This window comes from Metabacillus idriensis (genome assembly GCF_009674765.1).
In the GTDB taxonomy this organism is placed as follows: domain Bacteria; phylum Bacillota; class Bacilli; order Bacillales; family Bacillaceae; genus Bacillus_P; species Bacillus_P idriensis.
On record NZ_WKKF01000006.1, the window covers coordinates 104,149 to 130,221 of the forward strand.

The following is a 26,073-nucleotide window of genomic DNA, read 5'->3' on the forward strand; positions in this document are numbered from 1 at the left end:
GCAATATACGCTAGGGTAAAGGGGTTTAGGCAATGAGCACGAAAACGTTAAAACATCACCTGCTGCCGCGTTCAGCTGCTGTTTTCGAACGGATGATAGAGGATAAAGCCGCAGCAGCTAAGGTAAAAGAACTGATTTATAAAGTTCATAAAGAGACGAAGCATATTGCGTTTACCGGTCACTTTTCAGCCGGAAAATCAACAATGATTAATACGATCCTTGAAGAATCCATTCTGCCTACAAGTCCAATCCCGACCAGTGCTAATGTGGTGCTGCTACAAAAAGGGGACAAGTCGGTCATTTTGCATGACGGCAGCGGGAATTTGCTGAAGCTGAACGCGGAATATTCCATTCAGCAAGTAAAAGATTACTGCAAGCAGGGCGAAGAAATTTTGAAAGTGGAGATCAGCGACTCGTATCAGGCTCTGCCTGAAAATGTGGTGATTATGGATACACCCGGGATCGATTCAACAGATGCCGCTCACCGGATGGCAACAGAATCAACGCTGCACCTTGCAGATCTGATCTTCTATGTGACAGATTATAATCACGTACAATCTGAAGAGAATGTTGCGTTTATAAGCGAAATGATACATAAAGGCAAAAATGTCTGTTTGATCGTGAATCAAATCGATAAACACAGGGAAGAAGAAGTTCCTTTTACTTATTTCAAATCACAAATTGAAATGACATTTGGCGGAGCAGGTCTTTCTAAGAACCATATCTTTTATACATCTTTAGTAGACCTTGAAAATACTCATAATCAGCTTCAGACAGTAAAAAAGCTTATTCGGGATACAATCGCCGAAAATCACCTTGTTATCCAGAATGCCCAGTTCACTTTGAAATCATTAGTGGAAGAATTTTTGAAGTGGAAAGAGGATGATCTTGAGATTAAAGGCATCCAGGCAGATGATTTAATTCAGCAATTAGAATCGGTTCAAATAAATAAAGAGGCATCAGCTTCAGCCCTGCAAAGCCTGCTTGATACAGTAAACAGCGCAGTTTTTGATATGAAAGAGCAGCTTCAGTATATTCTTAAAAATGCGAATTTGATTCCATTTGAGACAAGATCCAAGGCAGAGCGGTTTATTGAAGCTGCTCAGCCCGGATTTAAGGTTGGACTTCTCTTCTCTAAAGCTAAAACGCTAGAAGAGAAGCAAAAGCGTGAATCTGAGCTATTTGAAGAAATAACAGAGCGCTTGCAGTCGCAAATTACGTGGCATATATCTGAGCTTTTAAAGAAAAAAAGTGCTGAATATGAGATCCATGATCCCGTTATCTTAAATAACATTCAATCGTTCCATGTTAAAATTCAGCCGCAGCTGCTGCAGGATTCTATTCATAAAGGTGCAACAGTCAATTCTCAATATACGCTGACCTTCTCGGGTGATTTAAGCGAGGCTGTCAAGAAAGAGTGCAAACAGCAGGTCCTGCCTCTAATTGAAGAGATTGAGCGCCATCTCAAAAATCAAAGTGCAGATCAAATTAAAACGCTTGAAGCACAAGTTGACGAAGCGAATAAACAGCTTGAAGAATTGAATGAAACATATCACAGTCTCATTTCATATGAACAAGTAAAAAATGATTTAATGGAACTTATGGTACAGCAAAGCTTTCCAGACATCAATTTTACGGAGTGGATGCAAAAGCACCCTGAGAAAGAACCGGTAGAGGGGATGCTTGAGGCTCGTCATCCTGGTTCTGCCATGAGCGATGAAGTCACAAACGAAGAAAAGCCTGAACATGATCTACAGCCCGATCAAGATTTCTTTTCACAGCAGATTGCCCGGGCTTCAGAAGCCATGCGGAATATTCCCGGCTTTCAAATGCTGTCGTCATCTCTATTAGAAAAGGCGCATTCGCTTCAAAATAAATCATTTACGGTTGCTTTATTTGGTGCTTTCAGTGCAGGAAAGTCTTCATTTGCCAATGCGCTTCTAGGGGAAAAGCTTTTGCCTTCGTCCCCAACGCCAACTACAGCTACAATCAACAAAATTGTTCCAGTAACAGCGGATAAGCCGCACGGTTATATTGAAGTGAAATTTAAATCAGAAGAAGCGTTTTTGAAGGAAATCGCCGATTTATTTTCGATTGAAGCAGAATCGGTTCAATCAGCGCTCTTAAAACTTGAAAGGCTAGAAGGCGGGAATGAGAGACTGAAATCCCTTCTTCCGCTCTACACCCATGCTCTTAAAAACTTCTCCTCAATCAGCGGAAAGGTAAGAGGAGTTAACAGAGAGGAATACAAAGAGTTTGTTGCCAATGAAGAAAAAGCATGCACAGTTGAAGAGGTCATCATCTATTTTGACAGCCCGCTTAGTCGAAATGGGATTACGATTGTTGATACACCGGGTGCGGACTCGTTTAACTCGCGGCATACAGAAGTAGCCTTTGATTATATTAAAAATGCAGATGCTATTTTGTTTGTCACTTATTATAACCATCCTTTTTCAAAAGGCGACCGTGAATTTCTAAAGCAGCTTGGACGCGTGAAAGATACATTTGCGATGGATAAGATGTTCTTTGTCATCAATGCCATTGATCTTGCCGAGAGCAAGGAAGAAATTGAGATGGTAAAAGAGTACATTACAGCGCAGCTGCTGACACATGAGATTCGCCATCCGCGTCTTTACGGCATTTCAAGTCTGATGGAGCTTGAGAAAACAGCAGATCCTGCTCTTTCTGAATTCGCACAGTTCCAAGATGATTTTATGCACTTTATCAACAACGATTTATCCGCTTCGATGATCATGTCTGCCAGGGTAGAACTGTCTATTGCAAAGCAGCAGCTGCAGTCGATTCTGGAAGCTGCAAACGATGATCAGGAGAAGAGGAAGAAAGAACTTGAAAGGCTTTCAACAGAACGTGCTGAGATTGGATCTATGCTCCGCGCGGATGAACACGAGCTTGAGCAAAAACAGGTTCTTCAGGAAATAAAAGAGCAGCTTTTTTATGTGAAACAGCGCACGATGCTGAGATTTCCAGACCTGTTTAAAGAAGCCTTTCATCCAGGAGCTTTTGCAGGATCATCTAAGCAGACTAAAGAAATCCTTGAAAACTGCCTGCAGGACCTGCTGGTTTCGCTGCAATTTCATGTCCTGCAAGAGCTGCAGGCAACAACCCTTAGGCTTGAAAAATACAGCCACAAGCTGCTTGCGGATGTGTTTAAGCGCCATTCCAAAGATATGGCACTGACTAATAACCAGCTTAGGACATCTTTGCCTGAATTCTCGAAATTTCAAACACCCAAGCTGCAGGCTGTGTTAAAAGACATAACCAATGGTGAAATTCGCCAGCCGCTGAAAAGATTTAAAAATACAAAATCCTTTTTCGAAAAAAATGAGAAGAAAATAATGAGTGACGAGCTGCAGAAGAAACTTGATCAGCCGATCTCAGATATACTGGAAGCTCACGAGCATCAATTCGGTGAATATTATCGCGAGCAGTTCATGAATGAATGCAGACTGCTGACTGAGAACCTGGCCAATCAGGCAGAGAATTATTATGAAGCGCTGCTGTCTGCTTATACAAATGATGATTTGACCCTGCATCAACTAGGTAATCAAACTCTGAAGCAAATTATGACGGAGCTTGAGAACAATGAGCAGCAATAAATATCAGGTTTGTGCAGCATGCACTCATTTTCAAAGCTTCCGCAGCGAAGGAAAAATGATTTACCGCTGCGGCAGGCTGGGCTTTGAAACAAAGCCGGATTATTCTTTCAATTGCTGGACACCGGCTGAGGCCGTTTTGAACCTGATGAAAAAAAGAGGAGACTTGCCCAATGACAAACGTACATGAAGAAATTTCAGCTCACAGTAAAAAACAGCACGCGATAGTTTCCAAATTTTTATCGTTAGAAGAAAAAAGAGAAGCGCTGATTGAGCAAGCCGTTCAGCAATGCAGACAATCACAGTCCTTCTCTGTAACTGGCATTAATGCAGTTACAGCTGAGATCAATGAACTTGCTAAACAAGGCATAATCCCGACCAGAAAACTAGTCACAGAAGAAATGGTTCATGAGTACGTACAGCGAAAATCTACTGGTGATAACCAATAACTTCTGCGAGTAATCACACCCGCTTAATGGAAATCCTAAGATTAACACAACTGAAAAGAGGTGTTATAAATGGGCAGAACAAAAAGCGGAAATGCAAATGCACAGCGCAACAACAATGAAAAAAAGAAAAATGGCTTTAATGAAGAATTCGCTTCTTATGCAGAAACAGAAGTGAAAAAAATGAACAGCAAAAAGAAAAAGGACTCTAACTAGTCCTTTATAGACAGGAGACCTTCACAAATGTGGAGGTCTTTTTCATGTTTTTCCCTTTCAGCCTGCCGCTCTTATTATGATATGATAGAGGTACTTGAATTTTTTAGATAGGGGATCAGATAATAGATGAATAATAAACAGCATTTATTAATTGTAGATGGCATGGCGCTTCTTTTTAGAGCCTTTTATGCAACTTCTGTATACGGCAATTTTATGATTAACAGCAAAGGCGTTCCAACAAATGCAGTGAACGGCTTCTTAAAGCATTTACTGGCATCCATTAAACATTTTAACCCGAGTCATGTGATTTGCTGCTGGGATATGGGAAGCAAAACGTACCGTTCGGAATTGTTTGATCACTATAAAGCAAACCGTCCGGAAGCTCCGGTTGAAATGCTTCCGCAATTTGACTTAGCTAAAGAAGTAGTTGAGGCTTTAAATATCCCGAATATTGGACTTTCAGGCTATGAGGCGGACGATTGCATCGGTACTCTTGCGAAACTGTACGGAGGTGAGATGAATGTCTCAATCCTGACAGGTGACCGTGATTTGCTGCAGTTATTGACGGTGGATGTACAGGTTGTTCTTATGCAAAAAGGTATTGGCCAGTATAAAGTATATACACACGATTTTTTCACTGAAGAAACAGGCATTCTTCCGGCTCATCTGATCGATGTAAAAGGATTGATGGGAGACAGCAGCGATAACTATCCTGGGGTAAAAGGCATAGGTGAAAAAACCGCCTATAAATTGATTGCGAAATACAAGTCCATTGAAGGCCTGCTCAGCAGCCTGGAAGAGCTGACTAAAGCGCAGCGTTCTAAGATTGAACAAGATCTTGAAATGCTTCATTTATCACGAAGACTTGCTGAAATTACATGTGATGTGCCAGTTGAGTGCCCGCTTGATGAAGCCATTTTGAATGTTGAACATAACCGGGCTGTTCAGATGATTGAGGAACTGGAACTCAGAGGGCTGCACACATTTTTATCAGATGCCCTGGCAGTGAGAGAGGCAATGTGACCTCTCTTTTTTTGATTAATTGCTCTAATTCCTTTATGCTTCTAATTATAAGATTGGAGTGGCGATCATGAAGAAAGCATTGATTATCGGAGCAACTGGCTTGATCGGGACCGAATTGCTCAGCCTCCTGCTTGTATCTAAGCAGTACTCAGAAGTGAAGACGATTACAAGAAAACCATTAACACATGAAAATACCAAACATAAAAATACCGTAATTTCCGATTTCGATCATTTATCTGATTACGGCAGTGAATTTGCCGCAGATGAATTATTTATTTGTTTAGGCACCACGATGAAGCAGGCAAAATCAAAGGAAGCATTTTATAAAGTCGATTTTGAATACGCAGTGGAAGCTGCCCGGCTGGCAAAACAGCATGGCGTTAAAAAAGTTCTTGCTGTCTCAGCTATCGGAGCAGATTGCGATTCGATGTTTTACTATAATCGTGTAAAAGGACAAATGGAGGATGCCTTAAGGAACATGGGGCTGCCCTCGGTAATATTGTTCAGGCCGTCTCTGCTGCTCGGTGACAGGGAAGACTTACGTTATGGAGAGAAGATGGGTGAATGGGCAGCTAAAAGTTTTGGATTCCTATTTATCGGAAAATTAAAAATAATGAAGCCGATCCATGCAAAAACGGTGGCTAAAGCAATGGTAAAAGAAGCTCAAAATAAAGATCCCCTCGTTATCACGTTTCAATCAGATGAAATTCATGAAATTGGCTATTACTAATCAGTATAGAAATTTTTTCACCCATCAGCTAAAATTAGAATGGATGAAATTTTACACCTAAGGCGGGGTCTGCTTGCTACATACGAAACAGTCGGTTACAGATTATTTGCTGCATTTAAAAGATAAAGGATTTCAGCTTAAGGAAGATGCTTTTGGCTTTATCGAGTTCGGCAAACATTATACAGGTGCTGAAGATGAGCTTGTCATTGCTGCAATCGAGCTGACATTAAAAGCACAGAAGGAATTTGACGGCTCATTTTTTGTCTCTCTTTTAGAAAGACTGACAAAAGAAAAGGCAAAAAACCGAAAACAGGCAATTCTTGTGGCGCAAAAATTGAATTTGATCTAATTTGAGAAGAGGGTGAAGTTTTGCTCTTCCGCTTGGCACTTATAATAAAAGGTTGTTATTGTATAGATTGTTGTTTTTGATTTTAAATGTTGTCCGTTTCTTTCCGCTGCAAGAACTTCCTTTCCGCGGTCCGGCTGGGAGCCTCCTCGGCTTTGCCTGGGGGGTCTCCCATTTCCCTCTATTTTCCCGCAGGAGTCAAGTTCCTGCAGCGTAGATCCACTTAATGTCTAAATCATCTAATTTAAAAGCAACAAAGTTTACGAATAGAGCCACATAAAAAAATCTCGGGGCGCTCCCGAGATTTTTTATGTGGAAAGAGATTCTTCAGTTTTGTTCTGCTTCCATTCAGCTGTAAGCATGGCTGCCAAAATAAGCAGACAGCCTGTCATGCCGTATAGGGTCAGCCGCTCACCAATGAAAATATAAGCAGTTAAAGCAGCGAATACAGGCTCTGACGCATAGATGAGTGCAACTCTTGAGGCTGTTGTGTATTGCTGAAGCTTTGTTTGAACGAAAAAGGCGAAAGCAGTTGCAAATAGTGCTGTAATAATAAGCGCAAAGAGAACTTCAAATGTAAACATGCTCCTGAAATTTTCTTTTACGTTTGAAGCTTCAAATAATCCGGATGAAAAAAAACTCAAAAAAGAGACCGTTCCAAGCTGAACAATCGTCAGCATCCAAGCATCATGGCTGCCTGAAAACTTCCCGGTAAAGATAATATGAAGAGCAAACGCAGCAGCGCAGAAGAAAACAAGTAAATCCCCAATATTCAGAGAGGAAAAATCACTCAGGGTTAAAAGGTATAAGCCGGCAGTTCCTAGTGCTGCTGCAAAATAAACTGTTTTTCTTGCCCGTTCCCTAAGCAGCCAGATGGACAAAAGTGGAACGATCATAACACTTAAACCCGTTATAAATCCGGCCTTTGAAGAAGTCGTATATAATAGCCCAACAGTCTGAAAGGCGTATCCTAAGAATAAAAAGACGCCAAGCGATATTCCCGCAAGCCATGTCTCTTTTGAAAGACGAAAGCGGGTTACTCTTAAACTTATCATCGTAAGGATAACTGCTGCCGCAAAAAAACGGACGCCATTAAAAAAATGCGGCGGCATAAATTGAATGGCTTTTTGAACAATAACAAAAGTAGAACCCCAAATAAGAGCAACAAGCAGGAGACTTAAATCAGCAGCGGAAGATTTTTTCATCTTTCATTTTCTCCGTTCATCCGAATGGCGGACCTTGATAACTGGTCCGCTACGCTGTTTTGTTTGCTCGGAATCCACTTTATAAAAAATAGCTCAAATTGATTTTTTAAGCTTAAAGCCTTCTCAAGAAGCGGGACAAAAGCTGGATTTTTCACATATTCTTTTTCAACAGCCCGCTCGACAAGCTGTGAATCCGTTCTGACTGAAATAATCGTAAAACCTTTCTCTAGACAAATTTCCAGGCTTTTTATTAACGCATGGTATTCTGCTTCATGATTCGTCATGATGCCAAGAGGTACCGAAAACTGTTCCCCTTTGCCGTGGCCTTTAATGAAAATACCGGCTCCTGAAGGTCCAGGATCACCAGCACTGGCCCCGTCTATATAAACTTCGATCATCTAGTCTTCAACTCCTTACTCATGGGGCTTCATTTTTTTAGCTAAATAGGCGAAAGGTGTATCAATAATCGCCACAACAAACTTAATCAAATAGGTTGTAATAAAAATTTGGACCCAGACTGAAAATGGGTAGACGCCAAGAAACGCGATAGAAGTAAAAATAAGTGTGTCAATCAATTGGCTGATCATCGTGCTGCCATTATTGCGAACCCAAAGCAATCGGTCAGACGGAAATTTCTTTCTGATATAAGAATAAATCGCTACATCTGCATATTGACTGATGATAAATGCAGCAAGACTTCCAAGTGCTATGCGGGGAATGAGGCCGAAAATCGTTTCCAGTGCACCTTGTGCAAAATCAGTCTCGTCAGGCTTGAACATAAGAACTCCCTGCATGATGACAGTTAAAGAGATTAACGTTGCAAATCCGAGCCATACTGCTTTTTTGGCTTCTTTCTCTCCATATTTTTCATTTAAAATGTCAGTAACTAAGAAAGCTGTCCCATACATGATATTCCCCATCGTTGCGGTCAAACCAAAGATTTCAATGGTTTTGACAACCTGCAGATTGGCAACAACCGTTGAAAAGCCAATCCAGACAAACAATCCGCTTTTTCCGAACAGTTTATAAAATAAAAGAACAATGATAAAATTGATTAACGCAAAACCAAGCCACAACATTTCATTTGGCATACAATCTGTCTCCTTGCTTATATGTTTAGTAAGGCTGCTTTAGTATAGGCTGCTTTTGAGTCAGCAAGCGGCCAGGTTAATTACCGAATATGATTATAGCACAGTGAATACATTTGATGGTATGAGCAAAACTACTGCATATAGAGCTCATCCGATTTAGGGAGTGGAACAGGTGAAATATCTAATTAAATGGATGTACAGCAGCCCGAAAAAAAAGAACATGCTTTTCACATCTGATGATGAAACAGATCTTGATTCAGCCATCTCGATTGGTGATGATCTCGAGAAAACAGGCAGGGTGAAATCAATAGAATTCATTGATACACGAGGGACTCCATGGTCGCTTAAAGAATTAAAGAAATTAAAATTGAAAGTCGTGCATGAGCCTGCCGATGTCGAAGCTTATTTTGACGGCAACTACAATAAACAAACAAAAGAAGCAGGTCTTGGCGCTGTCATCTACTACACTTTAAACGAGAAACGGACAAGAATGAGATTCAGTGCAAAAGCAGAAGAGGCAGCATCCAACAATGAAGCAGAATACATGGCTGTTTACTTTCTGGTGCAAAAGCTTGAAGAGCTCGGCGTGCGCTATCAGGATGTAACATTTAAAGGAGATTCGCAAGTCGTGCTTAACCAGCTCTCTGGCGAGTGGCCCGTCTATGAAGAAGCGTACACACTCTGGCTTGATAGAATTGAAGCAGCCCTGAAAAAAATGAAAGTGCGCCCAATATGCATGCCAATTGCCCGAAAAGAGAATGAAGAAGCTGATAAGCTTGCAGGTCAAGGATTAAAAGGAATAACAATTGCAAGTGAATGGAAGCTTGAAAGTGATTGATGGAGATGAATGAATTGGAGAAAAAACAAGTTGTTTGTGAGATTGACCAGCTTCTGGACACTTATTGCACAGATTGTTTGTTAAAAAAGCATTTTCGCAAGGAATACGGGAAGAAGTATGCACATTCTTTCTGTATTGAAGAATGCACGGTCGGTCAAAAAATTAAAGAATACGGCAAGAAGCTAATATGAAAATCCGCTGACAATTTGATTCAGCGGATTTTTTTAAAGATAAGAAAGCATATAATTTTGCGCTTGGATGTCTGGCTCCATCGCCCAACTCCTCGGCCAGAAAGGCTCCGCCAGTAAAGGCAAAAAGCGCCTTTACTGGCGGAGCCTTATCTGTCATGCCTGCGCTAAACGGGCGCTTCCGCTTTTCTTGTTATTGCTTAGCTTCGTTCAGCTGGTGTTCACATTGCAGCAGAAGTTCATTCTGATTGCTGAGAAAGTCTTGGTCGACTTCTGTATCTCCAGCGGTCTGATAAATTGCTTTTGCATCCTGCAGTGCTTTTTCCGCGTTTTGAATGGCCTCAGGATCCATGCTCATTGTTGCAGATCCTGTCATTTTTTGTGCTGCTGCTACAGCCATTTCCAATTGTTTAAGATTATTAAAACCGCTGATAAGGCCGGTATGATTAATCTGATCCATGTTCGTCACCTCCACTTACTTATCGTTCGACATCTTTCTTAAAATATACATCGGAAAAATGAGTCTAAAGAAACAAAATGAATTTTCAGAATAAATAAACATTCGTTAAAAAGAAGGATTTTTGTTCCTTATAACAGAAATATGTAAAATAGAATATAAACTTGAATCTTTTAGACTAGGCGGATGGCGTGGAAGGGAGGAAAGAGTATTTCATGAGAACCAAGGTCGGCATTAATGAAGATGTAAAAAATGCATTTCATGAAATATATGGAGATTTAGACATGCTGCTGTTTATGGCGAAGAATGGAAATGTCTTTAATCAATTTGAAGTAAACAGAATCGAAAAAAAATTGAAACAGAATATAAAGGCAGTGGAATACTTAATGATCAGCCAGGATTTCACGAAAGAAAGAGGCTGAGATAACTCAGCCTCTTTCTTGCATCGTATATGATCAAATATAATGTACGTTTGTAATTATAATTTCACAACGTTAGCTGCTTGTGGTCCACGGTTGCCTTCAACGATTTCAAAAGAAACTTCCTGGCCTTCTTCTAAAGACTTGTAGCCGTCTCCTTCGATAGCTGAGAAATGTACAAATACATCGTCTCCGCCTTCAACTTCGATAAAACCGAAACCTTTTTCGTTGTTGAACCATTTTACTTTACCGTTTTGCATAGTACTTTATCCTCCTAATACTGTAGCACAAGGTGTTGCTACCTGGAAATATTTATCATACAGCAAATATGTATGCGCAAACATTGTTTGATAAAACAATATCTCACTAACTATTAGCTAAATGATGATTTTAATATACACTATTGAAAATTTGTCGTCAAGTTACCTATAGCTTTTTATTGAAATTTCAGATATTTTAAATATAGGGTGGAATAACTTGTAAAGGGATGTGGGAAACGTGTACAAAACAAGCATTGGAGATAAGCAGGTTATTTTTAAAAAAGACCGTAAAATGAGTGATGAGCGTTTTCTGCTTGCATGCCGACAGCTTGAGGCACTCGAGTCTTTGCTGGATATCGAGCGTGAACGGCTCATACTGATAAAAGACCCGCTCCAGAATACCATTATCATAGAAAAAAAGAGCACAGAAACTTGCACCATCTATCTCCACAGCTACATTTTGCATGAGGAAATTATCAAGCTTGCGTAACTCCCAAAAAAACAGTTTTCTTTTAAACGAAAACGATTATAATATTGTTTAGTAACAATTTGAGAGGGGAAGTAAGCAATGATGCAAAAATCATTTGAAATTACAAGTGAATCTGGAATTCACGCACGTCCGGCGACTTCATTAGTCAATGCAGTCAACTCATTCACAGCTGATGTAAACTTAGAAGCGAACGGCCGGAAAGTAAACCTGAAATCAATTATGGGCGTCATGTCTCTTGGCATCTCTAAAGGAACAACAATTGTCGTTTCAGCAGAAGGAAGCGATGCGAAAGACGCGATTGAAGCTGTAGAACGTGTCATCATAGCAGAACAATTAGGCGCATAAGTCTTGCAGAAAATCTCCTTAAAAAGGGAGATTTTTTTTTTGCCTTAGGGGGATGATAATACAGAATGGAGGCGGGCACATGACACGAAAAAACGATAAATCCTCATATCTTGGCAGTGAAGAAACATCGAGGGCAAACGAGCAAATCAATGAAGCCTTTTATGATAACGGCGACAAGATGCAAGTACCTCTTTATATGAATAATGAAACAGCTGCCATTACAATTGACAGAGGCAGAAATGAAGAAGAATTTGATAAAGAAGATTAAAAATTGCAGGCACTGTCTGCAGTTTTTTTGTTGCGGGGGATGGGGCAGAAAAAAAGTTATCTGACTCCCTCAAATGAATAAACCAGCTGCTCAAGCAGCCGGCTGCATTTACTTCTCTGAAGTTTTCGATTTTTGATCTTTGTTCCGTTTGTTTCCTTTGCTATTATCGCCAGAAATGATTTCTTGGCCGAATTCTTCCTGAAAATGTCCTTTTCTAGGGGAATTGCCGTTTTCGCTGCCGCCTTTGTTAAATTTCTTTGTCATGATGATTTCCTCCTAAAATGGTGGTAATGAATCAAGGTTGTTTGCTTTATTGTGATCCGGGTTGCTTCGAATATACATCTCTCCGTCTTTTCCTTTAAAGGTATTAACACCTTCTATAGCACCTTTGTTGATTTCCATTAGTGCTTCAGGGTAGGAGAGGGTTCTTCCTGCTGATGTTTTAAATGAGACGAGATCTCCGTCTCCGTTTTTTTGTGCAGCCACAAAAGATTCTTTTTCCATCTTCAGCACCCCTTTCTTTTTTAGTGTTCTTTCTTGCTGCTCAATTATTCCTCAGAAAAGGATTTTCGCCGCTTTTCCTAGAAATAGTAGAAGATGATTAAAGATGGAGCTGATTGGAATTGAAGAATACATATAATTGGGAAAAAGAAGCTGAAAAGAAGTGGGATGAGCGAGCTGCGTTCTGGAACAAAGCAAGCAAGGAGATGTGGGATTCGGGAAGCAGGAGCTCCATTGTGCCTTTTTTCACGAAGTATGTGAAACCGGAAGCAGAAGTGATTGACATTGGTTGCGGAGACGGATACGGTTCATTTCTTTTGATGAAAGAGGGCTTGAAGGTTACTGGAGTCGACCTGTCTCCTGAGATGATTAAGCTCGCAAAGAAGCATGAAGAAGAAGGAAAGCTTTCATTTATTCAGGCGAATATGATGGAGCTTCCATTTAATGATGAAACAGCGGATGCGCTGCTGACGATCAATTGCATTGAGTGGACAGAGAATCCATTAGCGGCATTAAGTGAATTAAAGCGTGTGGTTAAAACGGATGGCTTTTTATGCATTGCGATTTTAGGTCCCACGGCGCACCCGCGGACGAACAGCTATAACCGGCTTTACGGAAAACCTGTCATATGCAACACAATGATGCCTTGGGAATTTGAAAAAATGGCGCTTGAAAATGGATGGGAATTGGCTGGAAGTCAAGGCGTTTATAAACGAGGCGTTACAAAAGAAATGATTGAAGTACTGTCGCCAGAATTAAAACAGTCTCTTTCATTTCTATGGCTGTTTATGCTTCAAAAGAAAGAAGGAGAGATCAAATGAACCGATATTCGATTGAAGAGTTTGTTGAAAAGACTGAGCAGCAGGATAAAGGGCAGGGCTTATTTGAACTTGAGACAGAGAGGCTGCTTGAGATCAATCTGAATGGGCAGATTTGGGCGAAATCAGGGGCGATGGTATCTTACAGAGGGCAAATTAAATATGAAAGGGAAGGCATTCTTGAACATGGATTCGGCAAGATGTTCAAAAAAGCGTTTACTGGAGAAGGCACGTCATTAATGAAGGCAACCGGGAATGGAAAGCTGTATTTAGCAGATCAAGGGAAAAAGATTTCGATTTTGAACCTTAAAGGTGAAGAATTATATGTGAATGGAAATGATTTGCTAGCATTTGAACCATCTATTTCGTGGGATATTAAAATGATGAGAAAAATCGCAGGTATGCTCTCAGGAGGATTATTTAATGTCAAGCTTGAAGGAAGAGGGCTTATTGCCATTACCTCTCATTATGAGCCGTTAACTCTGCTTGTGAAGCCGGGGGATCCAGTATATACAGATCCAAATGCAACGGTTGCATGGTCCGGCAGTTTAACTCCAGAATTTGTAACCGACATTTCTTTGAAAACGATACTTGGGCGCGGGAGCGGAGAATCTATTCAAATGAAGTTTGCAGGAGATGGCTTTGTAGTCGTTCAGCCGTTTGAAGAGGTGTATTTCAGAGAAACGACAAGCTGACGGGAGAAATGCTTTGGTTCATTCTTTTCTCCTGTCCTAAAAAATCATGGAAGCTATGGTATAATAGGGATATGATGAAAGGAAGTGCTGAATGAAGAGCAATGCCAGCAAGTTTCAAAACGGTGAATCTGTCCAAATTGTGAAAACAGGGGAAAGCGTCACTATCATGCAATCAAAATATATAAAAAATATGCACCGTTACTCTTACATTCTGAAGGAATACCCATCAACCTTTTATTTCGAAGAAGAACTAAACAAGGATCAATAAACAAAGGATGACTATTAACGCAATCTGCGTTCATTAGGTCATCCTTTGTTTTTTTGTATCTATGGTGCCATTTAATTGTCCAGATTGGAAATAGAGGGAATTATAGCAATTCTTTTGTTATCAAAAATCTTAAATCATCAAAAGCGGGTAAAAATTGCTTCGCAATCTATACCCGTTTTTCATCTGTATTTTTTTCAGAACCTAAAACTAGGCTTCCAATTGGTTCTTGCCAGCGTTCTCATGCGATATCAGCTTGCTTTTAAACTGATCTGCCTGATGGAACCACCCCGTACATGATGAGAGAATCAGCCCGTTTTTTGTCATTTGGCAGACGGCCATATAGGGGTAATGGTTTTTCGCGCGAAATCTCAAATCGAAAAATCGAATCTCATATCCAGAAGGGATTGAAAGAACAACAGAATGAACGTGCTTGGAATTTTTTAAAAAGTGGCCAACATTTTCATCCTTTTTTGCTTTATCTAAGACATAGGCATCCTGATCTGCCTTTTCGAAAGTATGAATCCATTTAAGTTCCTTATTTCGCAGCTCTCCTACATCAAAGAAGGAGTCTGTTTCTAAAACGATATTCCAGACAGACCAGCGGATAGTTGGAATAATTGTGACTGAGTCATTTCCGTCTACTTCCATTTTGACCATGGCCAATACTCTTCTGGAACTGAAAAATCGCTCTAAAAGATAGAGTCCAATCATTAAATAAACAATTAGGAAAACCAGCCCGGGATCACCTGTCAACCCCCACAAAGCTAACCCTAATAGATGCAAAAATACGATTAGCGGGTCAAACAGCGGAATAAAATTCAATGAAAGCCATTTTTTCGTAAAGGGTCTCGCTGCTTGAGTGCCGTATGCGTTAAAGATATCAAATATGACATGCAGCACTACGGCTAGAAAAATCCAGCCTGATAAATGAATCAGCTCTAGTGCTGTGAAATTAAAATGAAAAAGATAGATAATAGCTGTTAACAAACCCGTCCACATAAACCATGCAGGGATAGAATGTGACAGTCCGCGGTGATGCTCTGTATACATGTCATTTCCTTTAAACAGCCTGATTCCGTAATCAAAATCAGGAGCATTCGACCCTAATACAGTTCCGATTAAAACGGCTGAAGCAAGCTCCGGGCGAGCAGCGACTGCAGGGTCTATAAAAGCAAGACCGGCAAGGCCAAATCCCATCGTTATATGTGTGCTCGTATCCATACAATTGACCTCCAGGATTCTATTCCCCTTCATCCTGAAAGCCGCAGGCTCTTTTACTGAGCTTTAATATATTTTTTCTCTTTAAAGACAGCAGCCTCTTTTACGATATCTTCCATAATCGTAAGAGAAGAATGCGGATGGTGCAGCCGTTTAATATTCCGCTTCATTCTGCGCAGCTTTTTGGCATCCCGAAGCAGGGTGCTGACAGCATCGTATACTTCTTCAGATCGATTTACGACAAGTGCAGCTTCGTTTTCCTGGAAAAAGAGCGCATTTTCCTTTTCCTGACCAGGGACAGGTTTATATAGAATGACCGGCACACCGACTGCAGCTGCTTCGCTTAGGGTGATTCCGCCTGGTTTTGTCACCATGCAGGAAGCGATCCGGAACAATTCATCTACTCGTTCGACATAACCAAGAAGTTTTAAGTTCTCCTTGTTCTTTCCGGTTATGCTCTCTAGACTTTCTTTTAATGCAGTGTTGTTTCCGCAGACAACAACGGTCTGCAGATTTTTGTCTGCTAAGAACGATTCGCACAGCTCTTTGACATTTTTCAAAACTCCGTGCGCACCGGCCATAACCAGCAGTGTTTTCTTGGCTGGATCTAAATTGTATTTTCTATATATGGCATTTTCATTTAAATTTTCTTCAAACTGAGAGCGGATTGGGATGCCTGTCACCTTAACGGCTGCAGGATGAATGCCAAGGCTCATGACTTTTTCTTTTACTCTTTTGCTCGCGACATAGTATTTGTCAATGTTTTTATGAACCCATATTTTATGAAGGCAAAAATCTGTGAGAACATTGAAAGTCGGGATGATATTTCCCGTGCGCCTGCGGTATTCAGGCACGACAATGATCGGAAATGTGTTAATAATGATGTCAGGCTGCTCTTTTTCGATCAGCTCGTGCAGTCTTTTGTTGCCAAGCTTAAAATATAGAGTAAGAAGCTTCTTGTTGTAAATTTTGTCTACACCGTAGTAAAACATGCGGTAAAATTGCTTTCCGATTGTAAAGCTTTTTAAATAGAGGTACTGAGTGATCTCTGTAAATACAGGATTAGATTCTGCATATAAATCCGACACCACCACTTCCTCAATTCCCAAGTCCTTGCATTGCTTTACAAGTGTTTTTGAGACTTGAACATGTCCATTCCCGTACTTTGCAGTTAAGATCAGCACTTTTGGTTTTTTTAACAATGCATTCACCTCAAATTTAATCTGAAAACAAAGAAACATGATTAACTACGATCAGCGTATCATATGAATATTTAAGAAATATAAAGATTACATAAAATTTAAATTAAATTCTGCTTAATTTTAACAAAATAATCCAATAGTTGTAACCTTTTTTAAAAAGTTCATTCCCATTCGTAAGGTGTTTCCTGGTAGACGCAATAATTCAGCCAGTTGGCAAATAAGAGGTGGGCATGGGATTTCCATTTCTGTACAGGCTTTCTAGCCGGATCATTATCCGGAAAATAGGAAAGCGGGATGGCGGTATTCATCCCTTTAGCCAAGTCGCGTTCATATTCCTCTCTCAGCGTAAGCAAATCGTATTCCGGATGACCTGTAAGAAAAACTTGCTTCGCATCCTTTGATGAGACTAGACAGACGCCGGCTTCAGCAGATTCACTGATAATCTCAAGTGCTTCAACCGCTTCGATATCTTGTCTCTTTATATCCGTATGCCGGGAATGCGGCACATAGTATTGATCATCGAAGCCTCTGACAATTTTTACAGAACTATTACAAATATCATGCTTGAAAACACCGAAGCATTTTTCCTTCAGACTATATTTATTTACGCCGTAATGATAGTAAAGTCCTGCTTGTGCACCCCAGCATATATGCAGAGTGGAAGTGACATTCTGGTTTGTCCATGCAAAAATCTCTTTAAGCTCTTCCCAATAGGACACTTCTTCAAATTCGAGATGCTCAATCGGTGCACCTGTAATGATCATTCCGTCAAATTTTTTGTGGCGGATTTTATTAAATGTCGTATAAAACTGCTTAAGATGCTGCTGCTTTTCTGTTTTTGAGACATGCGTTTCCGGGCGCAAAAAGGTAATATTCAGCTGCAGCGGCGAGTTTCCGAGAAGACGCAATAATTGCACCTCTGTTTTTTGTTTTTCGGGCATAATATTTAAAATCACGATATTTAAAGGTCTGATGTCCTGCTGATAGGCTCTGGCATCATCCATGATAAAGATGTTTTCTTTTTCAAGAATTTCTTTGGCGGGAAGGTCGGCTGGAATATTAATAGGCATGAAAGAACCTCAACTTTCTTTATCATTCTGAGTTTTCTCTATTATAGAAAGTTTAGAATAATAATTCAATTTGCTTTTGTGTTACAATTGTGCGTGAAATCTATATATAAAAGCAGAAAGTAGGGCGCTGTGTGTTAAAAATAAAACATAAATCAGACATCGAAATCGCTCAGGAAGCACCAATCAAGCCGATTCAGGAGATTTTTGGCGGTCTTGATATTCTAGAAGATGAAATTGAATATTACGGAAAATACAAAGCGAAAATATCTTTGGAATTTTTAAATCGGGTGAAAACAAAACCTGACGGAAAAGTGATTTTGGTGACGGCTATTAATCCCACTCCTGCAGGAGAAGGGAAATCGACTGTAACCGTTGGACTTGGCCAGGCCCTTAATCTGCTGAAGAAAAAAGCCGTCATTGCGATGAGGGAGCCGTCACTCGGTCCAACAATGGGCATTAAAGGCGGAGCTGCTGGAGGCGGGTACTCGCAAGTTATTCCCATGGAAGAGATCAACCTGCATTTTACAGGTGACATACACGCAATCACGACAGCTAATAATGCACTGGCAGCACTAATTGACAATCATATTCATCAAGGGAACGAATGCAAGCTTGATCCGCGAAGAATCACCTGGAAAAGGGTTCTGGATTTAAATGACCGTGCCCTTAGAAACGTAGTTATTGGCCTTGGCGGACCGGCAAATGGAACACCAAGGGAAGATCATTTCGACATAACCGTAGCCTCTGAAATCATGGCTATTCTTTGTCTTGCCTCTGACCTTGATGATTTAAATAAAAGACTTTCTAAAATTGTTGTTGGCTTTTCTTATGAGCGAGAGCCAGTAACAGTCGGTGATATGGGATACGAAGGAGCTTTGACTCTCTTATTGAAAGACGCCCTTAAACCTAATCTTGTTCAAACGCTTGAACACACTCCGGCGATTATACATGGTGGACCATTTGCAAACATTGCCCACGGCTGCAATAGCCTTCTCGGCACAAAAATGGCTGCAAAGCTCGGTGACTATGTTGTGACGGAAGCAGGATTCGGAGCTGATCTCGGAGCAGAGAAATTCCTTCATATTAAAACGCGGGCTGGAGAATTTTCACCTGCAGCGGTTGTCATTGTCGCAACAGTAAGAGCTTTAAAAATGCATGGAGGCGTGCCGAAAGACAAGCTTGGAATCTCAAATAAAGATGCAATGCTTGCAGGTGCAGAAAATCTTGCGAAGCATATTGAATCGATTGAAAGCTTCGGACTTCCTTATGTTGTAGCGGTTAATCGTTTTGTGACAGACTCAGAGGAAGAAACGGATGCTCTCATGAAGTGGTGCGAGGAGCATGCTCATCCTGCAGCTCTTACGGAAGTTTGGGAAAAAGGCGGTGCAGGCGGAATAGAGCTTGCAGAAAAAGTGCTTGAAACAATCGGGCATACGGATAATCACTTCGATTACTTATATGATTTAAATGACAGCATTAAGGATAAAATTGAAAAAGTTGCTAAATCTGTTTATGGAGCTAAAGGCGTTGATTTTTCTTCAAAGGCACTGAAGCAAGTAAAAGAATTTGAACAGTATGGATGGTCTAATTTGCCCATATGCATGGCGAAAACGCAATACTCCCTTTCAGATCAGCCTGAGCTTCTTGGCAGGCCGAAGGATTTTACACTGACAATCCGGGAACTGAAGCCATCAATTGGTGCGGGATTCCTGGTTTGTTTAACAGGAGATATTATGACAATGCCCGGTCTGCCGAAAAAACCGGCTGCGCTTTCAATGAGTGTAGATGAAAACGGCAAGGCAAGAGGACTGTTTTGATGTTTGATCCGACTGCTTTTGATAACTTAAAGGTCGTCCTGGAAGGGGCGATTTACGATGCTGATCTTGGCGGAGTCATTACCGTAATAGACCGAAAAGATTTAGTGGATCTTGCAGCCATGTCAAGATGCTACCAAAATACGTTTCAATTAAAAGAAGGAAAAAAAGCAGCTTCCGCTGAATTTCATCTATTGATGAATGTGTCACAATTATCCGGTGAACTGTTAAAGTCCGCTGCAGTTCCCGGGTGTGAAGTGATTTTATTCTTCCATGCCCGGACACCTGAAGATGAGACGTATATTAAATCAATCATTGAAGATCACTGGGGCGTTCATCAAGAGGTAACTCACAGGATTTCATACGGAGTCCCGTTTGAGGTCTATCATCATACATTTGAAGTGCAATTCAACCGGCTTATCGGGGAAGAACAGATCGATGACTTAATCGCTATGGCTGATCATGCCATCGATACCCTTGAAAAAATAGATGAAGGAGCAAAGTGATGAGTATTTATGACATAAAAATGAAAACCATAAATGGCGCGGAACAATCTATGAGTTCCTATAAAGGAAAGGTTCTCGTTATTGTGAACACAGCAAGCAAATGCGGCTTCACTCCGCAATATAAGGGACTGCAGGAGCTTTATGAACGCTATCAATCTGAAGGGCTTGAAATCTTGGGTTTTCCTTGCAACCAGTTTATGAGCCAGGAGCCTGGAGACGAAGAAGAAATCAAAAGCTTCTGTGAAATAAATTACGGAGTAACATTTCCGATGTTTGCAAAGGTTGATGTAAACGGCTCTGATGCCCATCCGCTTTTTACACACTTAACAAACGAGGCGCCTGGTCTCTTGGGTTCAAAAGCTGTGAAGTGGAACTTCACGAAATTTCTAGTAGATCGAAACGGTAAAGCAGTTGAAAGGTTTTCGCCAAATACAGACCCTAAAGAATTGGAAGAGAAAATTCAGCAGCTGTTAAAAGAAGCTTAAGCTGACTGAAGAGCTCTTCTTGTCTTGTTATTTATTCATTTCTCATCATTTAAAAGAAGAAGCCTGAGTAATCGGCTTCTTTTCTTATATCCATTCCAAGGAGGATCCTTCATGAAAATCATTGATGCTCATATGCATATTTCTAAGATTCAAAGCTTTAAGCAAACGGCTGAGACATTATCATTTGTTGACTACTCGATTGACGGCCTGCAAAAAGAATATGAAGCAGAAGGCGTTGTTGCTGCAATAGCCATGGGTGTGACAGAAACTATACCTGGGGCATTTCCTGATCCCGAAGCTGAAACACCGATGGGAATTGACTTTGATGGACCGGTTCCAAACGAGTTTTTTTATTGTCCGGGGATCAACCCCAATAAATTGAATGAACAAAACCTGTTATTGCTTGAAAAGTCGCTTCAGAATCCGCAGACTGCAGGAATTAAAATCTATTTGGGGTATTATCCTTATTATGCCTATGACAAGGTTTATGGCCCTATATATGAACTCGCAAAAGCCTACAGACTTCCTGTTGTTTTTCACACAGGCGATACATACTCTGAACGCGGTCTTTTAAAATACAGTCATCCGCTTACACTTGACGAAGTGGCAGTCGAAAACCGCGATATCCAATTTATGATGGCGCATTTAGGGGACCCATGGGTGCTGGACGGGGCAGAAGTTGTCAATAAAAATGACAATATGTTTGCAGACTTGTCAGGACTGATTGTCGGCACTGCCAAGGATATTTCAGATAAAAAACAATCAAGGTTCTTTGATCATCTTCTTCATGCTTTGTCTTATTGCGAACACTATGAAAAGCTTTTGTTTGGAACGGACTGGCCATTAATTGGTGTTAAGCCTTTTGTAGATTTATATAAGGACATTATTCCTGATGAGCATCACGAGAACTTTTTTTATAAGAATGCACTGAGATTATTTCCAAAATTAAATATGGTTTTAAAAGAGGATTCTTAAATGTCTGTGCTTAATAAAAATAAACGGGGATAGTTTGAATTCTAAACAAAGGGGTAGTCATATATGAGGAGAAAAATTGCATGGGTAACAGACAGCACGGCAAGCATTGATGCGGAGATGAAAGATCATCCGGACGTCTACTGGGTGCCGATGGTCATCTGTATAAATGATGAAGAATATCTTGACGGAGTGAATCTACAGGCAGATGATCTTTATGCCTTATTAAAAGACTCATCAAATGCCATTACCACCTCACAGCCGCCGCCAGGTGCATTTGTCGAGCTCTATACGGAGCTTGCAGAGAACTATGATGAAATAGTTTCAATCCACTTATCCAGTTTGCTCAGCGGTACATATACTTCTGCTGTGCAGGCTGCTGCTGAAGTTGATATTCCTGTAACTGTGGTTGATTCTTTGACATTATCTGAGCCTTTAACAAGATTAGTTAAGGCAGCGATAAAAATGCATGAATCCGGTCTTGCACCGGATGAAATTGCCGCAAAGCTTGTAACACTTCGTGAAAATCACCGCACATATGTCCTGATCGGCGATTTAACAAGGCTTCATAAGAGTGGCAGAATGTCGGGGACACAATATTATCTCGGAAGTCTATTAAACATACAGCCCATCATCCGCGTAGAATCAGGCAAGCTTACCACGGCTGAGAAAGTAAGATCAGAGAAAAAAGCGTTTCAGTATATTATCAATCTAATAAAAAATGGAAATCAAAATCACGGCATTCATGAAATAGCTGTTTTATTCAGCTCCAAACTCGACAAATCTTCAAAACTGTATGAAGTCCTTCAAAAAGAATTTCCGGACATTCATATAAAGCTTGTTCCGCTCTGCACAACCATTGGAGTACATACAGGAGAGGATGTCGTGGGCGTGACGTGGTTTGAAGAATAGGAAGTGTCAATATGAAACAAATCACAGAAAACATAGAAAAATTTGTTAAAGTCCGTCTTGAAACAGAGGGCACTGGACACGATTGGCTCCATATTGACAGAGTGCGCAGAACAGCTCTTAATCTCGCGAAAAAATACTCGTGTGATTTAACCATTATCGAGCTTTCCGCTTTATTGCACGATTTAATCGACGATAAGATGAGCGATGACATCAGGATGAAAACCGATGAGGTTGCCAATCTTTTAAGAGAAGAAGGACTCGATTCTGATTCGATTCAGGAAGTCCTGACCATTATTTCGACCATATCGTTTAAAGGCGGAAAAAAAAGATCGGTTTCTTCAATAGAAGCACAGATTGTACAAGATGCAGACAGACTGGATGCGATGGGTGCAATTGGCATAGCCAGAGTTTTTTCTTACGGCGGTTCAAAAGGAAACCTTATTTATGATCCTTCCATACCAACTCGTGACAGCATGACTTACGAAGAATACCGTACAATTAAGTCAACATCGATCAATCATTTCTATGAAAAACTGCTGAAGCTCAAGGATTTAATGAATACCGAAGAAGGCAAAATGCTTGCGCAGCAGCGTCACCAATTCATGGTCGACTACTTATCTCAATTTTTTCTTGAATGGGAAGGACCAAACAGAGGACTGTAAGCCGGGTCCTCTAAATGGCATGACCTCTTTCAGCTATGGTAGAATGAGTGCAGAGATTAAACAAGGAGTGACATGGCTTTGAATATCAAATCGATTGAACCGACTCCAAGTCCAAATACGATGAAAGTTATATTAGACGAAGAGCTTCCAGGCGGAAAAAGCAATAATTATAAAAAAGAAACGGCAGAAGGTGCGCCGCAGGTTATTCAGGAAATCCTGAAAGTTGAAGGCGTAAAAGGCGTTTATCATGTGGCTGATTTCCTTGCTGTAGAACGCAATGCGAAATTTGACTGGAAGGAAATTCTCCCTAAAGTCCGCGCTGCCTTCGGAGAAAGTGTTGAAGAGGGTGCAGAAAATAAACCTCAAATCAACGAGCATTTTGGAGAAGTGAATGTGCACGTTCAAATGTTCAGCGGAATCCCGATGCAGGTGAAGCTTTCAGATGGGGAGACTGAAAAACGATTTGGACTGCCCGAAAGATTCCAAAAAGCCGTCCTGCAGGCACAGCAAAATGCAGATAACGTCGTTCTTGAAAGAAAGTGGAAAGAACAGGGCGTCAGATATGGAGATTTTGATGAAATCGGGAAAGATGTTGTGGAAGAGCTTCAGGCTGCATACAGCGATGAACGATTAACAAAAATGACAGAAGCCCTTCTGCAAAAAGATAAAGCAGAACCGGTTCCTGCCCGTAAATCTTATGAAGTGACCCCGGAGATGCTTGAAGATCCCGATTGGACAGTCCGCTTTGCCCATCTGGAGCAGATGAATCCAAAAGAAAGTGATTTGCCGGTCTTAGACAAAGCGCTGAATGACGAGAAAGCGTCAATACGCAGACTTGCTGCTGTCTACTTAGGAATGATCGAAGAGTCCTCTGTTCTTCCGTATCTGTACAAAGCTCTGAAAGATAAATCTGTAACGGTCCGGAGAACAGCGGGAGATTGCCTCTCAGACATCGGCGACCCAAGCGCCATGGAGGAAATGATGCTTGCCTTAAAGGATAAAAACAAGCTTGTCAGATGGAGAGCGGCCATGTTCCTCTATGAGGTTGGCGATGAAAGTGCTCTGGAGGCCTTAAAACAAGCTGAAAATGACCCTGAATTTGAAGTCAGCCTTCAAATCAAAATGGCGATTGAACGAATAGAAGGCGGAGAAGAAGCAAAAGGCTCTGTCTGGAAGCAAATGACAGAAAGCAGAAAGTAAGGAGCAAAGACTAAATCATCTAAAGTGATTTAGTCTTTTTGTGATTGGAAAATTACATGGGGCTGGTCTGTATGAAGCACTCAGAAAGTTCAAATCCTGGAATGAGAGAATCAAAGTGCCCGTATGAGTCCCCAAATCCGTTCAAAATAAAAAAAGGGTAATCAAAGAACTTTTTATTAGTCTAAAAAGGATGGGTGAGCGAATGACACATTCCCCTAAGGATGCATTTGATAAATTAGCCAGTATGTACGAAGGGCAAGTAGATCAAGACAGTCCATACAATACAGATTACGAACGCCCTGCGATGGTGAGAATGCTTCCAGATCAGCTAGAAGGCCTGGCAATCCTCGATGCCGGCTGTTCGGAAGGATGGTATTCAAAGACGTTGATTGAAAAAGGCGCTGACGTAACAGCAATCGACATCAGCCCTAAAATGGCGGAGGCTGCAAAACGGAAAACAGGAGGAGCAGCCCGTATTATCTGTCATGATTTAAACCAGCCTCTTTCATTTGAAGATCATACTTTTGATATGATAGTCAGTTCACTCACACTGCATTATTGTAAAGACTGGTTTCCTATTTTTAAAGAATTCAGCAGAGTCCTAAAGCCTAAAGGACAGCTGCTCTTTTCCACGCATCATCCATTTATGGATTTTAAACAATTTAATTGTGAAAATTACTTTGATGAAGTGCTCCTCCATGATACTTGGAAGAAAGCAGGTACATCTTTTGAGGTGAGCTTTTATAGAAAACCGATGGAGAAAATTGTTACCGAAACCAGCCGTTTTTTTGTCATTGATGAACTTACTGAACCAAGAGGAACAGAAAGCTTCAAGAAAAATCATCCTGGGAACTATGAATATTTAATGACGAATCCTCATTTTCTTATCATAAAAGCGACATCAAGAAAGCAGGAAGATTAGGAGCAAAAAGAGGAGATAATAAAATGATTATTTTAAAAAGCGAACGAGAAATTAATCGGATGCATGAGGCAGGCAAGCTGCTGGCTGCATGTCATCAAGAAGTTGCGAAACTAGTTAAGCCAGGTGTCACGACACTTGAAATTGATGCTTTCGTAGATGACTATCTGAAAAAACATGGAGCAACAGCGGAGCAAAAAGGATACAAAGGCTACGAATATGCAACCTGCGCTTCTGTAAATGATGAAATATGCCATGGATTTCCCAATAAAAAACCGTTAAAAAACGGGGATATTGTTACAATTGATTTCGTGGTTAATTTAAATGGCGCATTGGCAGATTCAGCTTGGACTCATTCTGCGGGCACCCTGTCAGAAGAAGCTCAAAAATTAATGGATGTTACTAAAACAGTCATGTACAAAGGGATTGAGCAAGCTGTCATCGGCAACCGTCTCGGTGATATTGGTCATGCCATCCAGTCTTACGCAGAAGGAGAATTCTTTTCTGTCGTGAGGGACTTTACAGGCCATGGCATTGGAAAAACTATGCACGAGGAGCCGACGGTGCTTCATTACGGCAAGCCAGGCAAGGGATTAAGGCTGAGAGAAGGCATGGTCATAACAATCGAGCCAATGTTAAACGCTGGCACTTGGTATTCTAAAATGGATGATAACGGCTGGACAGCACGCACTGTTGACGGCAAACTGTCCGCTCAGTATGAACACACTGTTGCGATAACAAAAGACGGCCCGCTGATTTTAACAGAACAATAAGCTCATGAATGAAGCGATTCTCTGTGAATGATAAACAGAGGTCGCTTTTTTATTAATGGTAAGCAATGGATCATGCAGAATTTTAACATTTTAAGATAATATTTTTGTAAATTATGAGAATA

At 40.8% G+C, this 26,073-nt stretch carries 35 protein-coding genes; 25 read left to right on the plus strand and 10 right to left on the minus strand.

Annotated elements, in window-relative coordinates; translation table 11 throughout:
• Positions 1-32: 32 nt before the first annotated feature.
• The 7 genes from GJU41_RS17600 to GJU41_RS17625 all read left to right on the plus strand — a co-directional run bounded on the left by GJU41_RS17600 (position 33) and on the right by GJU41_RS17625 (position 6,378).
• Positions 33-3,617, plus strand: a complete 3,585-nt coding sequence (locus GJU41_RS17600; RefSeq protein WP_154319178.1) for a dynamin family protein — start codon at positions 33-35, stop codon at positions 3,615-3,617.
• Positions 3,604-3,804, plus strand: a complete 201-nt coding sequence (locus tag GJU41_RS17605) for a hypothetical protein (RefSeq protein WP_070877857.1) — start codon at positions 3,604-3,606, stop codon at positions 3,802-3,804. The genes GJU41_RS17600 and GJU41_RS17605 overlap by 14 nt, the downstream gene beginning before the upstream one ends.
• On the plus strand, positions 3,788-4,063 hold the full coding sequence (locus GJU41_RS17610; protein WP_070877858.1) for a DUF2533 family protein: 276 nt from the start codon (positions 3,788-3,790) through the stop codon (positions 4,061-4,063). The genes GJU41_RS17605 and GJU41_RS17610 overlap by 17 nt, the downstream gene beginning before the upstream one ends.
• Before the next feature lie 69 nt (positions 4,064-4,132).
• Positions 4,133-4,276: a hypothetical protein gene (locus GJU41_RS24710; protein WP_165970872.1), complete on the plus strand. Its 144-nt coding sequence runs from the start codon at positions 4,133-4,135 to the stop codon at positions 4,274-4,276.
• A gap of 126 nt (positions 4,277-4,402) precedes the next feature.
• The gene (locus GJU41_RS17615) at positions 4,403-5,299 is read left to right on the plus strand and encodes a 5'-3' exonuclease (RefSeq protein WP_070877859.1); all 897 of its coding nucleotides are present in this window, start codon (positions 4,403-4,405) and stop codon (positions 5,297-5,299) included.
• A gap of 67 nt (positions 5,300-5,366) precedes the next feature.
• Positions 5,367-6,029, plus strand: coding sequence for an NAD(P)H-binding protein (locus GJU41_RS17620; protein WP_070877860.1), 663 nt, complete (start codon positions 5,367-5,369; stop codon positions 6,027-6,029).
• A gap of 73 nt (positions 6,030-6,102) precedes the next feature.
• Positions 6,103-6,378, plus strand: a complete 276-nt coding sequence (locus GJU41_RS17625; protein ID WP_070877861.1) for a DUF6123 family protein — start codon at positions 6,103-6,105, stop codon at positions 6,376-6,378.
• A gap of 305 nt (positions 6,379-6,683) precedes the next feature.
• On the opposite strand, the gene GJU41_RS17630 is transcribed toward GJU41_RS17625, so the two are convergent.
• The 3 genes from GJU41_RS17630 to GJU41_RS17640 are packed head-to-tail and all read right to left on the minus strand — an operon-like array spanning position 6,684 to position 8,671.
• A complete protein-coding gene (locus tag GJU41_RS17630) occupies positions 6,684-7,580 on the minus strand; it encodes a DMT family transporter (RefSeq protein WP_070877862.1) in 897 nt (298 codons plus the stop codon).
• The gene (locus GJU41_RS17635) at positions 7,577-7,978 is read right to left on the minus strand and encodes a reverse transcriptase-like protein (protein ID WP_070877863.1); all 402 of its coding nucleotides are present in this window, start codon (positions 7,976-7,978) and stop codon (positions 7,577-7,579) included. Before GJU41_RS17635 ends, GJU41_RS17630 begins: the two co-directional genes overlap by 4 nt.
• A 15-nt stretch (positions 7,979-7,993) precedes the next feature.
• Entirely contained in the window at positions 7,994-8,671 is a 678-nt protein-coding gene (locus tag GJU41_RS17640) for a queuosine precursor transporter (protein ID WP_070877864.1), read from the minus strand.
• 172 nt (positions 8,672-8,843) lie between these two features.
• On the opposite strand from GJU41_RS17640, the gene GJU41_RS17645 reads away from it, so the two are divergent.
• A complete protein-coding gene (locus tag GJU41_RS17645; RefSeq protein WP_170292824.1) occupies positions 8,844-9,509 on the plus strand; it encodes a reverse transcriptase-like protein in 666 nt (221 codons plus the stop codon).
• Positions 9,510-9,523: 14 nt separating this feature from the next.
• The gene (locus GJU41_RS17650; protein ID WP_070877924.1) at positions 9,524-9,700 is read left to right on the plus strand and encodes a zinc-finger domain-containing protein; all 177 of its coding nucleotides are present in this window, start codon (positions 9,524-9,526) and stop codon (positions 9,698-9,700) included.
• A gap of 190 nt (positions 9,701-9,890) precedes the next feature.
• On the opposite strand, the gene GJU41_RS17655 is transcribed toward GJU41_RS17650, so the two are convergent.
• Entirely contained in the window at positions 9,891-10,157 is a 267-nt protein-coding gene (locus GJU41_RS17655; protein WP_070877866.1) for a DUF2564 family protein, read from the minus strand.
• 212 nt (positions 10,158-10,369) lie between these two features.
• On the opposite strand from GJU41_RS17655, the gene GJU41_RS17660 reads away from it, so the two are divergent.
• On the plus strand, positions 10,370-10,576 hold the full coding sequence (locus GJU41_RS17660; protein WP_070877867.1) for a hypothetical protein: 207 nt from the start codon (positions 10,370-10,372) through the stop codon (positions 10,574-10,576).
• A gap of 56 nt (positions 10,577-10,632) precedes the next feature.
• Here the strand turns inward: GJU41_RS17660 and cspD are convergent, their stop codons facing one another.
• Entirely contained in the window at positions 10,633-10,833 is a 201-nt protein-coding gene (gene cspD / locus GJU41_RS17665) for a cold-shock protein CspD (RefSeq protein WP_029280415.1), read from the minus strand.
• A gap of 238 nt (positions 10,834-11,071) precedes the next feature.
• Between cspD and GJU41_RS17670 the strand changes: the two genes are divergently transcribed.
• From GJU41_RS17670 to GJU41_RS17680, 3 genes are all read left to right on the plus strand, one after another.
• The gene (locus GJU41_RS17670) at positions 11,072-11,323 is read left to right on the plus strand and encodes a hypothetical protein (RefSeq protein WP_070877868.1); all 252 of its coding nucleotides are present in this window, start codon (positions 11,072-11,074) and stop codon (positions 11,321-11,323) included.
• Between the two features lie 78 nt (positions 11,324-11,401).
• Complete coding sequence (locus tag GJU41_RS17675; protein ID WP_070877869.1) at positions 11,402-11,668, plus strand: phosphocarrier protein HPr; 267 nt, start codon at positions 11,402-11,404, stop codon at positions 11,666-11,668.
• Positions 11,669-11,747: 79 nt separating this feature from the next.
• Entirely contained in the window at positions 11,748-11,936 is a 189-nt protein-coding gene (locus tag GJU41_RS17680) for a hypothetical protein (RefSeq protein ID WP_070877870.1), read from the plus strand.
• A gap of 108 nt (positions 11,937-12,044) precedes the next feature.
• On the opposite strand, the gene GJU41_RS24715 is transcribed toward GJU41_RS17680, so the two are convergent.
• Both GJU41_RS24715 and GJU41_RS17685 read right to left on the minus strand, forming a co-directional pair.
• Positions 12,045-12,200 (minus strand): hypothetical protein, encoded by a 156-nt coding sequence (locus tag GJU41_RS24715; RefSeq protein ID WP_165970873.1) that lies wholly within the window; start codon positions 12,198-12,200, stop codon positions 12,045-12,047.
• Between the two features lie 12 nt (positions 12,201-12,212).
• Positions 12,213-12,440 (minus strand): DUF3892 domain-containing protein, encoded by a 228-nt coding sequence (locus GJU41_RS17685; protein WP_070877871.1) that lies wholly within the window; start codon positions 12,438-12,440, stop codon positions 12,213-12,215.
• A gap of 119 nt (positions 12,441-12,559) precedes the next feature.
• On the opposite strand from GJU41_RS17685, the gene GJU41_RS17690 reads away from it, so the two are divergent.
• From GJU41_RS17690 to GJU41_RS24720, 3 genes are all read left to right on the plus strand, one after another.
• Positions 12,560-13,258: a class I SAM-dependent methyltransferase gene (locus tag GJU41_RS17690; RefSeq protein ID WP_224771467.1), complete on the plus strand. Its 699-nt coding sequence runs from the start codon at positions 12,560-12,562 to the stop codon at positions 13,256-13,258.
• Complete coding sequence (locus GJU41_RS17695; protein ID WP_070877873.1) at positions 13,255-13,950, plus strand: AIM24 family protein; 696 nt, start codon at positions 13,255-13,257, stop codon at positions 13,948-13,950. Before GJU41_RS17690 ends, GJU41_RS17695 begins: the two co-directional genes overlap by 4 nt.
• Positions 13,951-14,041: 91 nt before the next feature.
• Positions 14,042-14,218, plus strand: a complete 177-nt coding sequence (locus GJU41_RS24720) for a hypothetical protein (RefSeq protein ID WP_165970874.1) — start codon at positions 14,042-14,044, stop codon at positions 14,216-14,218.
• Between the two features lie 207 nt (positions 14,219-14,425).
• Here the strand turns inward: GJU41_RS24720 and GJU41_RS17700 are convergent, their stop codons facing one another.
• From GJU41_RS17700 to metA, 3 genes are all read right to left on the minus strand, one after another.
• Entirely contained in the window at positions 14,426-15,439 is a 1,014-nt protein-coding gene (locus GJU41_RS17700) for a metal-dependent hydrolase (RefSeq protein ID WP_170292825.1), read from the minus strand.
• 53 nt (positions 15,440-15,492) lie between these two features.
• Positions 15,493-16,638, minus strand: a complete 1,146-nt coding sequence (locus GJU41_RS17705; RefSeq protein WP_224771466.1) for a diglucosyl diacylglycerol synthase — start codon at positions 16,636-16,638, stop codon at positions 15,493-15,495.
• Positions 16,639-16,799: 161 nt separating this feature from the next.
• Positions 16,800-17,708, minus strand: a complete 909-nt coding sequence (gene metA, locus GJU41_RS17710) for a homoserine O-acetyltransferase MetA (protein ID WP_070877876.1) — start codon at positions 17,706-17,708, stop codon at positions 16,800-16,802.
• Positions 17,709-17,839: 131 nt separating this feature from the next.
• On the opposite strand from metA, the gene GJU41_RS17715 reads away from it, so the two are divergent.
• The 9 genes from GJU41_RS17715 to map all read left to right on the plus strand — a co-directional run bounded on the left by GJU41_RS17715 (position 17,840) and on the right by map (position 25,951).
• Complete coding sequence (locus GJU41_RS17715) at positions 17,840-19,525, plus strand: formate--tetrahydrofolate ligase (RefSeq protein WP_070877877.1); 1,686 nt, start codon at positions 17,840-17,842, stop codon at positions 19,523-19,525.
• Positions 19,525-20,028, plus strand: a complete 504-nt coding sequence (locus GJU41_RS17720) for a hypothetical protein (protein ID WP_070877878.1) — start codon at positions 19,525-19,527, stop codon at positions 20,026-20,028. Before GJU41_RS17715 ends, GJU41_RS17720 begins: the two co-directional genes overlap by 1 nt.
• Positions 20,028-20,513: a glutathione peroxidase gene (locus GJU41_RS17725; protein ID WP_070877879.1), complete on the plus strand. Its 486-nt coding sequence runs from the start codon at positions 20,028-20,030 to the stop codon at positions 20,511-20,513. Before GJU41_RS17720 ends, GJU41_RS17725 begins: the two co-directional genes overlap by 1 nt.
• A 111-nt stretch (positions 20,514-20,624) precedes the next feature.
• Positions 20,625-21,488, plus strand: a complete 864-nt coding sequence (locus tag GJU41_RS17730; protein WP_154319180.1) for an amidohydrolase family protein — start codon at positions 20,625-20,627, stop codon at positions 21,486-21,488.
• A gap of 63 nt (positions 21,489-21,551) precedes the next feature.
• Positions 21,552-22,397, plus strand: a complete 846-nt coding sequence (locus GJU41_RS17735) for a DegV family protein (protein ID WP_070877881.1) — start codon at positions 21,552-21,554, stop codon at positions 22,395-22,397.
• Between the two features lie 11 nt (positions 22,398-22,408).
• Positions 22,409-23,059, plus strand: coding sequence for an HD domain-containing protein (locus GJU41_RS17740; RefSeq protein WP_154319181.1), 651 nt, complete (start codon positions 22,409-22,411; stop codon positions 23,057-23,059).
• Positions 23,060-23,137: 78 nt separating this feature from the next.
• Positions 23,138-24,259 (plus strand): conserved virulence factor C family protein, encoded by a 1,122-nt coding sequence (locus tag GJU41_RS17745; protein ID WP_070877926.1) that lies wholly within the window; start codon positions 23,138-23,140, stop codon positions 24,257-24,259.
• 202 nt (positions 24,260-24,461) lie between these two features.
• Positions 24,462-25,181 (plus strand): class I SAM-dependent methyltransferase, encoded by a 720-nt coding sequence (locus GJU41_RS17750; RefSeq protein WP_070877883.1) that lies wholly within the window; start codon positions 24,462-24,464, stop codon positions 25,179-25,181.
• 23 nt (positions 25,182-25,204) lie between these two features.
• Positions 25,205-25,951 (plus strand): type I methionyl aminopeptidase, encoded by a 747-nt coding sequence (map, locus tag GJU41_RS17755; protein WP_154319182.1) that lies wholly within the window; start codon positions 25,205-25,207, stop codon positions 25,949-25,951.
• Positions 25,952-26,073: the final 122 nt, after the last annotated feature.